Source organism: Vreelandella zhuhanensis (assembly GCF_009793355.1).
GTDB classification, from domain to species: domain Bacteria; phylum Pseudomonadota; class Gammaproteobacteria; order Pseudomonadales; family Halomonadaceae; genus Vreelandella; species Vreelandella zhuhanensis.
This window is the reverse complement of record NZ_WTKP01000002.1, coordinates 257129-270771: the sequence shown is the minus strand read 5'-3', so window position 1 is coordinate 270771 and position 13643 is coordinate 257129. Positions and strand designations below refer to the sequence as shown.

General features: G+C 60.5%; 12 protein-coding genes. 3 read left to right on the top strand and 9 right to left on the bottom strand.

The annotated features are described in order from the left end of the window. Nucleotides 1-57: 57 nt before the first annotated feature. Together aceK and GPM19_RS03555 are read left to right on the top strand one after the other, a co-directional pair. A complete protein-coding gene (aceK, locus tag GPM19_RS03560) occupies nt 58-1827 on the top strand; it encodes a bifunctional isocitrate dehydrogenase kinase/phosphatase (RefSeq protein WP_160417495.1) in 1770 nt (589 codons plus the stop codon). Between the two features lie 23 nt (nt 1828-1850). Continuing rightward, nucleotides 1851-2564 (top strand): SIR2 family NAD-dependent protein deacylase, encoded by a 714-nt coding sequence (locus tag GPM19_RS03555; protein WP_160417494.1) that lies wholly within the window; start codon nt 1851-1853, stop codon nt 2562-2564. A gap of 113 nt (nt 2565-2677) precedes the next feature. Here the strand turns inward: GPM19_RS03555 and bioA are convergent, their stop codons facing one another. The 6 genes from bioA to bioB are packed head-to-tail and all read right to left on the bottom strand — an operon-like array spanning nt 2678 to nt 8416. Further along, nucleotides 2678-3946 (bottom strand): adenosylmethionine--8-amino-7-oxononanoate transaminase, encoded by a 1269-nt coding sequence (gene bioA / locus GPM19_RS03550; protein WP_160417493.1) that lies wholly within the window; start codon nt 3944-3946, stop codon nt 2678-2680. Then, on the bottom strand, nt 3943-4680 hold the full coding sequence (gene bioD, locus GPM19_RS03545; protein ID WP_160417492.1) for a dethiobiotin synthase: 738 nt from the start codon (nt 4678-4680) through the stop codon (nt 3943-3945). The genes bioA and bioD overlap by 4 nt, the downstream gene beginning before the upstream one ends. After that, nucleotides 4677-5471: a methyltransferase domain-containing protein gene (locus tag GPM19_RS03540; RefSeq protein ID WP_160417491.1), complete on the bottom strand. Its 795-nt coding sequence runs from the start codon at nt 5469-5471 to the stop codon at nt 4677-4679. Before GPM19_RS03540 ends, bioD begins: the two co-directional genes overlap by 4 nt. Next, on the bottom strand, nt 5468-6199 hold the full coding sequence (locus GPM19_RS03535) for an alpha/beta fold hydrolase (protein ID WP_160417490.1): 732 nt from the start codon (nt 6197-6199) through the stop codon (nt 5468-5470). The genes GPM19_RS03540 and GPM19_RS03535 overlap by 4 nt, the downstream gene beginning before the upstream one ends. After that, on the bottom strand, nt 6196-7359 hold the full coding sequence (gene bioF, locus GPM19_RS03530; protein ID WP_160417489.1) for an 8-amino-7-oxononanoate synthase: 1164 nt from the start codon (nt 7357-7359) through the stop codon (nt 6196-6198). Before bioF ends, GPM19_RS03535 begins: the two co-directional genes overlap by 4 nt. Continuing rightward, nucleotides 7343-8416, bottom strand: a complete 1074-nt coding sequence (gene bioB, locus GPM19_RS03525) for a biotin synthase BioB (protein ID WP_160417488.1) — start codon at nt 8414-8416, stop codon at nt 7343-7345. The genes bioF and bioB overlap by 17 nt, the downstream gene beginning before the upstream one ends. 190 nt (nt 8417-8606) lie before the next feature. Here bioB and GPM19_RS03520 point away from each other — a divergent pair, with 190 nt between their 5' ends. Then, nucleotides 8607-9362, top strand: a complete 756-nt coding sequence (locus tag GPM19_RS03520) for a tRNA-uridine aminocarboxypropyltransferase (RefSeq protein ID WP_160417487.1) — start codon at nt 8607-8609, stop codon at nt 9360-9362. Nucleotides 9363-9404: 42 nt separating this feature from the next. On the opposite strand, the gene GPM19_RS03515 is transcribed toward GPM19_RS03520, so the two are convergent. Genes GPM19_RS03515 through trkA form a run of 3 tightly spaced genes read right to left on the bottom strand, consistent with a single transcriptional unit; the run spans nt 9405 to nt 13560 of the window. Further along, on the bottom strand, nt 9405-10655 hold the full coding sequence (locus tag GPM19_RS03515) for a TraB/GumN family protein (RefSeq protein ID WP_160417486.1): 1251 nt from the start codon (nt 10653-10655) through the stop codon (nt 9405-9407). Nucleotides 10656-10694: 39 nt separating this feature from the next. Continuing rightward, nucleotides 10695-12143, bottom strand: coding sequence for a TrkH family potassium uptake protein (locus GPM19_RS03510; RefSeq protein WP_160417485.1), 1449 nt, complete (start codon nt 12141-12143; stop codon nt 10695-10697). A 43-nt stretch (nt 12144-12186) separates the two neighbouring features. Beyond that, nucleotides 12187-13560 (bottom strand): Trk system potassium transporter TrkA, encoded by a 1374-nt coding sequence (trkA, locus tag GPM19_RS03505; RefSeq protein ID WP_160417484.1) that lies wholly within the window; start codon nt 13558-13560, stop codon nt 12187-12189. Nucleotides 13561-13643: the final 83 nt, after the last annotated feature.

Here is a 13643-nt window from a genome sequence, read left to right as displayed (position 1 = left end):
TCTCGCTTTTGGCTTGCGCATAAGGGAAGCTGAGCCGAAATTGCCGGAGTTTTCACTGTGAAATTGACCCCCGCCTATCGCCTGGCCACCACCATTCTGCATGGCTTTGATGAATACCGTGCTCGCTTCAAGGAAATCACCCACGATGCCAGCCGTCGTTTTCGTGAAGCGGCCTGGCGTGAAGCCCAGCAGGCATCCGCCGAGCGGATCAACCTGTATGAAGAAAAAGTGCTGGATACCTTGGCGCGGCTCAAGCGTAGCTTCGATGACGACGAGATGCTTTCTCACTGTGAACACTGGCGCGAAGCGCGTAACCACTATGCCGACCTGATCAGCCAGCGGCTGGATTACGAGTTGGCGGAAACGTTCTTCAATTCTCTGTTCTGCTCGATCTTTCATCATCGCCACATCCGTAACGACTGGATGTTCGTTTACAGCTCACGCGAAAGTGCGGCCCATCACTCGGGTATCGAGTTGTGCCGCTCGCGTCCGGTCAATGGCAATTGGCAGGAAGCGTTGAAATGGGCCTTGCTCGAAGCGCCGCTGGATAATCCTTTCGACGATATCGAACGTGATACCCAGCTGGGCACCGACTTCCTGCAGGAACATTTGCCGGCAGTAATTCGCGATGCGCAAGATGCCGAGATCGAACTGCTCAATAGTGTGTTCTACCGCAATAAGGGCGCCTACCTGGTGGGTCGGATTCGCGGAGGGGGGGAGCAGGTGCCGCTAGTGCTGCCGGTGCTGCATGGTGAAGGCTTCGGCGAAAAGGAAGGCGCCAGTGCCGGGCTGCATCTGGATACGGTATTGATAGAGTCGGATGAAGTCTCGATCATCTTTTCCTTTACCCGTGCTTACTTCCAGGTGGAAGTGGTGGTGCCAGGCGAGTTCGTCGATTATCTCCAGCAATTGATGCCGAGCAAGCCGGAGGGAGAGCTTTATGCCTCCATCGGTTTCTTCAAACACGGCAAGACCGAATTTTTCCGGGGGTTGAATTATCAGGTGGCCAAGCGGGAGGATCAGTTCATCATCGCCCCTGGTGTGCGCGGCATGGTGATGGCGGTTTTTGTGCTTCCTTCTTACCGCACGGTATTCAAGATCATCAAGGACAAGTTCGATCCCACCAAAGACATGAGCCGGGAAAATGTGCGCGAGAAGTATCGCCTGGTCAAACGCCACGACCGGGTAGGGCGCATGGCCGACACCCAGGAGTTTTCCAACTTCATCGCCCGCAAGGATCACTTCTCACCCGAATGCCTGGAACATTTGCTGGAAGTCGCTCCTTCCACGGTTTACCTCAAGGGTGACAAGGTGATCATCAAGCACTGCTATACTGAGCGCATGATGATCCCGCTGAATATCTATCTGGAGCAGTGCGGCGAAGAAGAAACCACCACGGTCCTCAAGGACTACGGCAATGCCATCAAGCAGCTGGCGGCGGCCAATATATTCCCCGGTGACATGCTGTTGAAAAATTTCGGCGTGACGCGCCACGGTCGGGTTATCTTCTATGATTACGACGAGATCTGTTACCTCACCGAATGCAACTTTCGCCACATTCCCGAAGCCATGTACCCGGAGCAGGAATTGGCTGACGAGCCTTGGTATTCCGTCGGGCCGAATGATATTTTTCCTGAGGAATTCGGTCCCTTCCTATTTGCCAACATCCAGTTGCGCAAGTTGTTCTATCAACTTCATCCGGAATTGTTCGAAGCCGCCTACTGGAAAGGACTCCAGCAGGCGATTCTCGATGGCCGAGTGATCGACGTTTACCCCTATCGAAACAAGCAGCGCTTCAGTGGCGCGAGCGAGGAATTGGTATATTGATAGGCACCGGCTGAGGAGGGCTAATGGCCAGAACACCGCACCTTGTGGTCTTTACCGGTTCCGGCATCAGTGCCGAAAGTGGTATCAAGACCTTTCGTGCCAGTGATGGGCTATGGGACGAGCATCCAGTTGAAGATGTCGCGACACCCAGCGCCTGGCGACGTGATCCTGAGCGGGTGCTGGGCTTTTACAACGCCCGCCGCGAGCAGATTCGTCGCGCCAGGCCCAATGCCGCCCACAAGGCATTGGCGGGGTTGGAGAAGGCCGGTTTCCGGGTGAATGTGATTACCCAGAATATCGATGACCTTCACGAGCGGGCGGGATCACGTCAGGTGCTGCATCTGCATGGCGAAATTCTCAAGGCGCGATCCAGCGTGGATATTCGCATGCAATACCGCCTGGCCAAGGGCGGCATCGCGCTGGGCGATCTATGCGACAAGGGCAGTCAGTTGCGTCCGGATGTGGTCTGGTTCGGGGAGTCGGTGCCGTTATTCGCCGATGCCTGCGATCTGGTCAGCGAAGCGGATTTCCTGCTGGTGGTCGGTACGTCGCTGGCGGTAATGCCCGCTGCCTCGCTGCTCAACCATGTTGCCTACGACACCCCTTGCGCCGTGGTTGACCCCAACGCCACTGAACTCAGCCCAGCCGGCGTGCTGGCGATCAACGATACCGCGGGGAAAGGGGTGCCTGCCTTAGTCAAACACTGGAAGCAACAAGGTGCGCTCTTGTTGCCGTAAGTGGTCAAAAGGTGTAATTCACACCTAACCAGAAGCTGCGCCCCGGCTCGTTAAGCGGCAGCGTGTTCCAGTGCCAGGCAGCGTTTCGTCGGCGAAGCGGACATCCCAGCTGATTAACGCTGAAACCACGCCTTCATCGTCGAGGTAATCCGGCGGATCTGCTCTTCGGTGGTGATGTAGGCGGGCATGGTGTAAAGCCAGCGGCCAATAGGACGCAGCCATACGCCGTGCCGGCGGGCGAACTCCCCCACCCCTTCCAGGTTATCGGCGCAACGCGTCTCGATCACGGCGGCGGCCCCCAGTACCCGCACATCCACTACGTCCGGGTGTTGGCGCAGCTGGGTGTCGTCACACAGCTCGCGGCGCAATAGCTCGCTTAGCCGGGCGATCTTGTCCAGGTAATTTTCCTGCTCGAATACCGCCAGGCTTTCCAGCGCCACGCGACAGGCCAGGGGGTTGCCCATGAAGGTAGGGCCGTGCATGAAGGCGTGCTCGGGGGAATCACCGATGAAAGCGTCGTGAACGCGACCCGTGGCCAGGGTGGCCGCATGCCCCAGGTAGCCGCCGGTCAGGCCCTTGGAAAGCACCATGATGTCCGGCGTCACCTCGGCGTGGTCGGCGGCGAACATCTTTCCGGTGCGTCCGAAGCCGGTGGCGACTTCATCGAAGATCAACAAGACGTCGAATTCGTCACACAGCTGCCTGGCGCCTTTCACATAGTGCGGCGAGGTCATGTTCAGGCCGCCAGCCGCCTGTAGCAGCGGCTCCATCAACAGGGCCGCTATCTCATGATGATGCCGTTCGAGCACGGCGCGCAGCGCTTGCAGGTCGTGGTGTACATCCGCCTTGTCGGCATCGAAGGCGGCGGTGGGCGCCGGGGCGAAATGATGCTGGGGCAGGTAACCGGAAAACAGCCCGTGCATGCCTTCTTCCGGGTCGCATACCGCCATGCAGCCTGCGGTGTCACCGTGGTAGGCCTTCATCAGCGCGAGCATGCGGTGCTTGTGCGGCTTATCCTGAAGGCGGTGATACTGCACGGCCATTTTCATGGCTACTTCCATGCCTACCGAGCCGCTGTCGGAATAGAACACATGGTTCAGCCCGGCCGGGGTGATGCGTACCAGCTCCCGAGCCAGGCGGTCGGCAGGCTCATGGCTAAGCCCGCCAAGCATCACATGGCAGAGTTCTCCGGCCTGGTCGCGAATGGCCTGGATCAGACGTGGATGGCCGTAGCCGTGAATCATGCACCACCAGGAACAGGTGGCATCCAACAGCTGCTCGCCGGTTTCCAGGGTGAAGCAGGCGCCTTGGCCACCGCTGACCTTGGGCGCCGGTGTCTGGGTTTTCAGATGGGCATAGGGATGCCAGATAGGTGACTTCATGGCGACTCCATGGAAGGGGAAGTGGCCTGCCGGGGAAGGTTGAGATAGGCGGCGGCCTTGGCGATGCGCAGCACCTCGGTTGACTCGGCAAGAGGCGGAATTACGCCCAGGCAGGCTGTCGTTGCAGACGCACCCAGCGTCCGCGAAAGCGTCGCCATGTTGGCGTCGAACAGAGCGCTATCCGCGGCAAACGCCGGATCGATGACCGTACCCACCCAACCGACCAGCGTCAGGCCGTCGGCGCGGATGGCCTCGGCGGTCAAGCGCGCATGATTGAGACACCCCAGTTTCAATCCCACGACCAGAATCACCGGAAGCTCAAGCGCCCGAGGCAGGTCGCTCAGGTCTTCCCGATCATTGAGTGGCACCCGCCAGCCGCCCGCGCCCTCTATCAGGGTGACATCAGGCGGGCTTGCCAGCGTCGGCTCAAGCGCCTGGAGTATCCCGGCCACGCTCAGTTCGGCTCCCGCCTGCTGTGCTGCCAGATGCGGGGCAATGGCTGGGGCGAAGGCGAAGGGGTTGATCTGAGCGTACTCAAGTGGCGGGTAGCTCTGGGCTTGAAGGCTCAGCGCATCGCTGTTGCGAAGCCCTTCGGGGGTTGAATGGCTGCCGGAAGCGACAGGTTTCAGCCCCTGGGTACTCAGCCCCTGGGCACGGGCGCGGGCCAAAAGGGCTGCGGTGACCAGGGTCTTGCCGGCATCGGTATCGGTGCCGGTGATAAAATATCGACTCATGACTGCGGCTTCTCCAGTCTCAGGGTCAAGCGTCGATAACTGACCGGAAGGCCCTGGGACTCGCGCTGTTCTTCATAGCGTTGGGTGGCTTGGTTCAACGCTTGGCGGGTTAGCCGCTTGCCGGGTCGGGCGACCTGTGCCCCGACCCCTTTGATCGAGACCATCACCGCGGCCATGTCTGGGTAGAAAAACCGTTCGGCCTGCGTCTGGTGGTGCCCCAGGGCAAGTCCCGCCTCTCGGGCGGCATTCAGGTAGTCCTGCCGGGAATGAAATTGCAGCAAGGCTTGCGGGCGTTGCCAGGCGTCGGCGACTTCCTGGAGAGTGCCGGGCAGCAGGGTATTGATCAGCGCGAGGCCGCCGGGGCGCAATACCCGCTGTATTTCCTGCATTACCGGGAGGAGTGACGTACACCACTGAATGGTCAGGTTGGAAAACACCAGATCGATGGCGTTATCGACCAAGGGCAGCTCGGCGGCATCCCCCTTTTGCCACTGCGCCTGGTTGCCGTAGCGTTGCCGGGCAACTCGCAGCATGCCGGGGGCGATATCCATGCCGATGACCCGGCTGCGCGCGCCGTAATGCTGTGCTAGCCGTGCGCTCCAGAGGCCGGGGCCGCAACCCAGGTCCAGCACCCGCGATGCCGATGCAGGCAGCTGCCCCCAGAGCCTTTCACCCATTGCAAGTTGCGCTATGGCTCGGGTTTCGTAATGTGGTGCGGCACGGGAAAAGGCATGAGCTACTTGCTGGTGCCAAGTGCAGGCGGAAAATGGCAAGGGGGTGGCGGCACTCATGGCGGTGTTTCCAGGGCGGATGAATTAAGCATTGATGTTTTGGTCAGGCGTGCCAAGGTGAAGGCGAGCCGAACGGGCTGGGAGACCATGGGGCAATGCCCGACTCCTTCGATCAACATGCCTTTCTGGCGCTGTTCGGGGCTCACCAGACGATCACGTCCGCCGTAGACATGCTGCACCGGGCACGGAGGCTGTTCGAGTATCCGGGTGGCATCCAGCGTGGCCAAGTGGCCAAGCCCGGCACGCAGCGTGGCGATATCGGCACTGGGGTGACTGCCCAGCAATTCCCGCAAACGGCGGTGGGCGTCGCCTGGCTTGGGTTCGCCTTGGGTTTGCCAGCGTAGAAAATGCCGCCAGGTAGCCTCGGGGTCGCGCGCGAAAGCCTCCTGGAAGGCACCCAGCTCAGCGTTGCTTACCCCGCCCGGCTGACAGAATTTCGGCCCTGTTCCCAAGAGTATCAACGCCTTGGGTGGAGGGAGATGGCTCAATAAACAAGCCGCCAGCAAGCCCCCCAGCGACCAACCGACCCAGATGCTCTCGGGGGATAAAGTATCGCGCATGGCTTCGGCCAGCGCCGCTAGGTCGTGCGCTTGGGGAGCGGAATCGTGCTCTGCGTAGCCCGGCCACTCCACGGTATTTACCTGGCAGTCGGCGGGCCAATGAGGCGCCAACGGCTGCCACACCCGGGCGTTCACACCCCAGCCGGAAAGCAGCGTCAGGTGGATCATGAGCCGCTTTCGCGAGCTTGGCACTCGATCAGCGCACTTACCAAGCGGTCGATCTCGTGGCGCTGATGGGTGGCTTTCAAGGTGATACGCAGGCGAGCCTGCCCCTTGGGCACGGTGGGCTCGCGGATGGAGCCTACCGCTATATGGTGCGAGTTCAACTGCTCGGCCCAGCACATGGCCCGTTCAGTGTCGTGCAACATCAGCGGTTGGATGGGTGTCGATGACGCCGCGAGAGGCAAGTCGGCTTGCGCGGCGGCTTGGCGAAAATAGGCAATGTTGGCGTGCAGGCGAGTACGGCGCTCGGGCTCCTGCTCAAGTATCGTCAAGGCTTCCAGGGTGGCTGCGGCAATGGCCGGGGGTTGCGCAGTGGTATATACGTACCCACGGGCGTACTGAATCAGGTGTTCGATCAGCGCCTGGCTGCCGGCGACGAAAGCCCCCGCCGTGCCAAGCGCCTTGCCCAGTGTGCCCACCAGAATGGGTACCTGGTCGCAATCGTAGGCCCGGCCCACGCAACCATCGCCGTCGCTACCCAATACGCCCAGGCCATGGGCGTCGTCGATCATCAGCCAGGCCCGATGCGAAGCCGCGGTGGCGGCAAGCCCGGCAATGTCGGCGCTATCGCCATCCATGCTGAATACCCCGTCGCTTACCACCAGCTTGCGCTCTTCCCGGCTGCGAGCCAGCAGCCGGTGAAGATCGTCCAGATCGCGATGATGAAAGCGCCGTGAACGAGCCCCGGCCAGGCGTGCACCATCGAGCAGCGAGGCGTGATTCAGACGATCTTGAAACACCGCGGTATGCGAATCGCAGAGTGCCTGGAGTACACTCAGGTTGGCCATGTAGCCGGTGGAAAACAGCAGTGCCCGTGGGCGCCCCACTAGGGCGGCGAGGCGCTGCTCGAGCTCCTCGTGCACGGCGAGATGCCCGCTGACCAGGTGCGACGCCCCTGCGCCGGCACCCCAGCGCCTAGCCCCTTCGGCCTGGGTGGCGATCACCCGGGGATCAAGGGCCAGGCCGAGATAATCATTACCGGCAAAATCCAGGTAGCCCTTGCCCATCACCCGGCGTTGACGCCATAGGCCCTGCTCACGCCGGCTGAGTGCCTGCTGATCGAGCCAGTGCCCCCAAGGGGAGTCGACGTCAGGCGCCACTGACATCCACCGCCAAGGCCGCCGCGCGTTGCTGGGTTTCCTGCTGGGCGATGGTCTGGGCGAGTTGTGCCTGGTGAAGGTCGTCACTCTGGCAGGTATCGCGACGCTCCGGGTGCAGGCCAAGCTTGGCGAACAATGCCTTGTCGCGATCGACCTGAGGGTTGCCGGTGGTGAGCAGCTTGTCGCCGTAGAAAATCGAATTGGCACCGGCCATGAACGCCAGGGCCTGGGTGGATTCGCTCATCTGCTCGCGCCCGGCGGAAAGGCGTACGTGGCTTTGCGGCATGAGAATACGCGCCACGGCAATGGCGCGGATGAATTCGATGGGGTCGAGGTCCTCGACGTCTTCCAGTGGTGTGCCGGGTACCTTGACCAGCATGTTGATGGGCACCGATTCCGGATGCGGTTCCAGCTTGGCCAGCTGTTGCAGCAAGGCGCTACGGTCACGGGGAGCTTCACCCATGCCCAGAATGCCGCCGGAGCAGACCTTCATCCCGGCTTCGCGTACATTGGCCAGTGTATCCAGACGGTCGGCGAAAGTACGGGTGGTGATGATTTCAGCGTAATATTCCGGAGAGGTGTCCAGGTTATGGTTGTAGTAATCCAACCCCGCCTCGGAGAGACGTTTGGCCTGGGCGGTATCCACCATTCCCAACGTCATGCAGGTTTCAAGCCCCAGCGCCTTGACCCGGCTGACCATCTCCAACACCACGTTCAGGTCTTTTTCCCGCGGGCTTTTCCAGGCCGCCCCCATGCAAAAACGGCTGGCACCGGCATCGATTGCCGCCTGGGCCTGCTCCACGACTTTCTCGATTTCCAGCAGCTTTTCCTTGTCCAGCTTTGTGTTGTAGTGGCCTGACTGGGGGCAATACTTGCAGTCTTCCGGGCAAGCACCGGTCTTGATCGAGAGCAGCGTCGAGATCTGGACCGCATTAGGATCGAAATGCGCACGGTGCACCTGCTGAGCGTGGAACAGCAGGTCGTTGAACGGCAGGGCGAAGAGCGCATCGATCTCGTCCAGCGTCCAGTCGTGGCGGGGTTGGGTAGCTGCAATGACCGGCATCTGGTAAACCTTTTATTTCTTGGTAGTTGACGGCACCTTAAAACCTGACGGCTTTTCGAGTCAACCTGGTTTTTTATTTTTGGTTTACGCGATGTGGCCTGTTTCTCTCAAACCTGGCCGTCATGGTCTGTTCGTCACGCTCGGGCGTCTGCTTTATACTCGGCGGCCTTTCCTTATGGCTGGAGCCAGGATGCCGGATTCAGAAACCTCGTCAGCAGTGTCAAGCGAACGCGACCCCGCCACCGGGTATCCGAAACCGCCAAGCCGCGAGTTCAAGGCGCGGGGCAGCTTTGTCAAGCGTTGCACAGGGTGCAACTTGCCGGTCCTGAACTGCCTGTGTCCTTATCGGGTGGAGGCGCAAAGCGTTGCCCGGGTATGGCTGCTGACCCATTCCCTGGAACATAACAAACCCACCAATACCGGACGCTTGATTGGCGATGTGCTGACCGAGACCCAGGTATTCACCTGGTATCGCACCACACCGGATGAAGGGCTTCTGGCATTGCTGGCCGATGAGCGTTATGCACCTTTTGTGATTTTCCCGGACGATCAACCGGATTATGCCGATCGGGTGGTTAATATCGAGGCGGTACAGGAGGCCAAGGTCCAGGCTAGAATTCCAGTATTCATCATCCTGGACGGCACTTGGCGCCAGGCCCGGCGGATCTTTCGCAAAAGCCCTTATCTGGCAAACCTGCCGGTATTACCGCTTCGTACCCAACGGGAAACCCGCTATCGGCTACGCAAGCCGGCTTCCAGTGCGCACCTGTGTACGGCGGAAGTGGCCATAGAACTCTTGCGACAAAGTGGCGATGTGAACGCAGCGGAAGTGTTGGATGATTATTTCGAGGTGTTCAATGCAAGCTACGCAGCCAGCCGGGGCTATCACAAGCTCCATGAGCTTTCCCCGGCGATGCGGCGCCTGCTTGAGCGCCGAGAAGCCTAGTTTTCAAAGCCCAGGCTTTTCAGGCAAGCGCCCAAGAGAGCGCTACCCGAACAGGGCGCCGGCAATGCGGAAGCCTGCGATCCAGGTGCCGGCGGCAGACCCCAGCGTTGCCAGCAGGAACACCAGCAGAGTGCGCGAGACACGGTTGGTCCACCACCCCTTGAGGGCGGTGACATCATGGCGCAGAGACGAGAAATCGCGCACCTTGGGCTTGCGCATGTAGAGTTCGACGCCGGCCGCGACGAACCCGGCGCCCACGGTGGGGTTGAGTGAGGTCAGCGGCGCGGCAAAGAAGGTCGCAATGACCGTGAACGGATGCGCCAAGGCGACTAGCGTCGCTGCTGCCGAGAGCACACCGTTGATCAGGAACCATTCGATGACCAGTTGCCAGCCCAGGTTGGTGTCGCGGGAAAAGCCGATGAGAAAGCCGGTGAGTACCAGGGCGGTGATCAGCCAGGGCAGGGCTTTCCAGAGTTTTGACGGCGGCGGGGTTGCTTCAAGCGCTTCACGTTCCTGAGTGGGCGACGCCGGCAAGGGCGTGGAAAGGTGTTCCTGGGTGCCTTTCAGGTGACCGGCACCGAGTACCACCAGAACATTGCGATAACGCCCGGGCGGTGCTTCCTCGGCCAGGCGCAGCGCCATGTAACGGTCGCGCTCGCTGATCAAGGGAATATAGAGCGCTTCGGACTGTTCGGCAAACTCGTTGAAGGTGGCTTCGAGCATATCGCCTTCTTTGAGCTTCTCGATATCGGCGCTGGAGATTTCCTGGCGCGAAAGCACGCTGCCCAGCAGGCCGGAAAACAGCGAAAATCGCTGCCACCAAGGCACGTTGCTGTAAATGCGCTTGAGCGTAATGCCCACGTCCCGGTCGATCAGCAGCAGCGGCAATTCATGGCGGCGAGCCTCTTCCACCGCCGCCCGCATTTCCGCACCGGGTTGAATGCCGGACTGCTCGGCGATGCGCTGCTGAAAGGCGCCCAGCGCCAGGCTGGCCGCGACCATGCCTGCCTTGCCTGCGCGAAAGATCTGAAACAGGTCCTGCTCACCCAGGGCGTCGGGGTTTTCCAGGCTGTGATGCCGGGCATCACACAGCTCGATGGCCACGGCATCGAAGGCGCCGCCTTGAATCAAACCGCGAACGTCATCGGCGCTCTGGGCCGAGACGTGGGCGGTACCCAACAGGGTGTAGCGAGTGTTGCCTACCGTGACCACCTGAAGGGGGCCGCTGATAGTCGGCGTCTGGGTGGTGGCGTCCTGGGCATCGAAAGCCGGCGTTTGGGATTCGTCAGTCATTAACAAGCTCTCAATTCAATACGGGGAATACCGGCCCGTTCAGCGCCGCCAGAAGGCGGGAGTAAACAGCACCAATACGGTAAAAATTTCCAGGCGACCCAGCAGCATGGCAACGACCAGAATCCATTTGGCCAGTGCCGGCAGATTGCCGTAATGGCTGGTGGCATCGCCCAGGGCGGGGCCGAGGTTGTTGAGGGCCGACCCCACGGTCGACCAGGCGGTCACCTGATCCACGCCGGTCGCCATCACCCCAACCAGCATCAAGAAAAACAGTAATACATACACCGAGAAAAAGCCCCAAACGGCCTGAGCGATGCCGTCGGGCACGCTGACCTTGCCTATTTTTACCGCAATCACGGCGTTTGGGTGAATCAGTCGCATCACTTCGCGCATGCCCTGCTTGACGATCAACAGAATGCGGATGACTTTCATGCCGCCACCGGTGGAGCCGGAACAGCCCCCCACGAATGCCGCCATGAACAGCAGAAAGGGCAAGGCGCCCGGCCAGGCGGCGAAGTCGGCTACCCCGAAGCCTGCGGTGGTCGCCACAGAGACTACCTGAAACAGGCCGTGGCGTAGGCCGCGCACGGTGTCATAGGTGTTAGTCAACCATAGCGAAACGACTGTAATAACAGTCAAACTGAGCAGAAACAGCATCAGGAAACGCGCTTCGGGGTCCTGGAAATAATGTGTCAGACGTTTTTCGCGCCAGGCGATGAAGTGCAGGCTGAAACTGAAGGCGGAAATCAGCATGAACCCCACGCAGATTAGCTCGATAAGGGCGCTATCGAAGTAACCGATACTCGCATCGTAAGTAGAGAAGCCCCCAATCGCCACGGTGGAAAAACTGTGGCCCAAAGCATCGAACCAGCTCATGCCGGCGGCCATGTAGGCCAGCATGCAAGTGATGGTCAAGGTGGCATAGATATACCATAGCGCCTTGGCGGTTTCGGTGATGCGCGGGGTGAGCTTGGAGTCTTTCAGCGGGCCGGGGATTTCGGTGCGGTACAAGGCCATGCCACCGACACCGAGGGTGGGCAGAATTGCCACCGCCAGCACCACGATCCCCATTCCGCCCAGCCACTGTAGCTGCTGGCGATAATAGAGAATCGATTCGGGCAAGAAATCGATACCGGTAATCACCGTGGCGCCGGTGGTGGTCAGGCCGGAAAAGGATTCGAAGACCGCATCGGTGATCGTCAGCGAGCCCTCGCCGAACAGCATCAGCGGCAAGGAGCCGAACAGGGCCAGCACCGTCCAGAACATGGCAGCGATCAAGAAGCCGTCGCGGATGCGCAGTTCCTTGTGCTCGTTGCGATTGGGCAGAAACAGCAGCAGCCCGGTCGTCACGGTGATCACCACACCGATAGCGAAGGCATCCCAGACGCCGTCACGAAACCATAATGAAATCAGTATCGGGGGCAACAAGGTCAGGCTGAACAGCATCAGCAGCAGCCCAAGAATGCGCAGAATTACCCGCAGACTCATGGCCTAGGCCTTCTAGCCAGCTGTCTTGAATCAATATCACTCATCAGAAGAAGCTCAATCCGACCTGAAAAAGCCGTTCCACGTCGCGAATTCGGCGTTTATCGATGACGAACAGGATGACGTGGTCGCCGGATTCCACGACCACGTCATCATGGGCGATCAGCACTTCCTTGCCACGCACGATGGCGCCGATAGTGGTGCCTTCCGGCAGATCGATCTCGCCGATGGCCCGGCCGACCACTTTTGATGACTGCTTGTCGCCGTGAGCAATGGCTTCGATGGCTTCCGCCGCGCCCCGTCGCAGGGAGTGGACGTTGACGATATCGCCGCGACGCACATGGGTAAGCAGACTGCCGATGGTGGCCTGTTGCGGCGAGATGGCGATATCGATTTCGCCGCCCTGAACCAGGTCCACGTAGGCGGCGTTATTGATCAGGGTAAGGACTTTTTTGGCCCCCAGACGCTTGGCTAAAAGCGACGACATGATGTTGACTTCGTCGTCGTTGGTCAGGGCACAGAAGATATCGCAGTCTTCGATATTCTCTTCTTCGAGCAGGCGCTTGCTGGTGGCGCTGCCGTGGAGCACCACGGTGCGGTCAAGGCGCTCGGAAAGCTGCGTGCAGCGCTCCAGGCTGTGTTCGATGATCTTGACCTGGTGGCTGTGTTCGAGGTGTTCGGCCAGGCGTTCGCCGATATTGCCACCGCCGGCGATCACCACGCGGCGAAAGTCACGCTCGACGCGGCGCAGTTCGCTCATTACCGCGCGAATATCGCGCCGGGCGGCGAGAAAGAACACTTCGTCATCGGACTCGATCACCGTGCTGCCGCGCGGAATGATCGGGCGGTTACGCCGATAGATGGCGGCCACCCGGGTGTCCACGTTGGGCATGTGACGGCGCAGAAAGGCTAGGTCCTGACCTACCAGCGGCCCGCCGTAAAATGCCTTGACCGCGACCAGCTGGACCAGCCCTCCAGCGAACTCCAGCACCTGAAGAGCACCCGGGTGCTCGATCAGGCGGCGTACATGGTCGGTGACCACTTGCTCCGGGCTGATCAGGACGTCGATCGGCACCGCTTCATGCGCGAATAACCCCTTGCGAGTGAGGTAGGCGGTGGCGCGTACCCGGGCGATCTTGGTGGGGGTGCGAAACAGGGTGTGGGCTACCTGGCAGGCGATCATGTTGACTTCGTCGGAGTTGGTGACGGCTATCAGCATGTCGGCATCGGCGCAGCCGGCCTGGCGCAATACCATGGGGTAGGAACCGGCCCCGGTGACGGTACGAATATCCAGCTTGGTATGCAGCTCACGCAGCCGGGCACCGTCGGTATCCACCACGGTAATGTCGTTTTCCTCGCGGGCCAGGTGCTCCGCCAAGGTGCCGCCGACCTGGCCGGCGCCGAGAATGATGATTTTCATCGTGTCACCCTATCCGTCGCTAAGCACCGACGCGAATTGTGCGGCGCAATAAATCGGCGGCTAGTGTAAACCAGCCGCCGATA

What these genes read in the sequence shown, in the direction of transcription:
- GPM19_RS03540 (WP_160417491.1), bottom strand. Translation starts at nt 5,471, where the DNA reads ATGAGTGCCGCCACCCCCTTGCCATTTTCCGCCTGCACTTGGCACCAG.
- bioD (WP_160417492.1), bottom strand. Translation starts at nt 4,680, where the DNA reads ATGAGTCGATATTTTATCACCGGCACCGATACCGATGCCGGCAAGACC.
- bioF (WP_160417489.1), bottom strand. Translation starts at nt 7,359, where the DNA reads ATGTCAGTGGCGCCTGACGTCGACTCCCCTTGGGGGCACTGGCTCGAT.
- GPM19_RS03555 (WP_160417494.1), top strand. Translation starts at nt 1,851, where the DNA reads ATGGCCAGAACACCGCACCTTGTGGTCTTTACCGGTTCCGGCATCAGT.
- trkA (WP_160417484.1), bottom strand. Translation starts at nt 13,560, where the DNA reads ATGAAAATCATCATTCTCGGCGCCGGCCAGGTCGGCGGCACCTTGGCG.
- GPM19_RS03535 (WP_160417490.1), bottom strand. Translation starts at nt 6,199, where the DNA reads ATGATCCACCTGACGCTGCTTTCCGGCTGGGGTGTGAACGCCCGGGTG.
- bioA (WP_160417493.1), bottom strand. Translation starts at nt 3,946, where the DNA reads ATGAAGTCACCTATCTGGCATCCCTATGCCCATCTGAAAACCCAGACA.
- GPM19_RS03510 (WP_160417485.1), bottom strand. Translation starts at nt 12,143, where the DNA reads ATGAGTCTGCGGGTAATTCTGCGCATTCTTGGGCTGCTGCTGATGCTG.
- GPM19_RS03515 (WP_160417486.1), bottom strand. Translation starts at nt 10,655, where the DNA reads ATGACTGACGAATCCCAAACGCCGGCTTTCGATGCCCAGGACGCCACC.
- bioB (WP_160417488.1), bottom strand. Translation starts at nt 8,416, where the DNA reads ATGCCGGTCATTGCAGCTACCCAACCCCGCCACGACTGGACGCTGGAC.
- GPM19_RS03520 (WP_160417487.1), top strand. Translation starts at nt 8,607, where the DNA reads ATGCCGGATTCAGAAACCTCGTCAGCAGTGTCAAGCGAACGCGACCCC.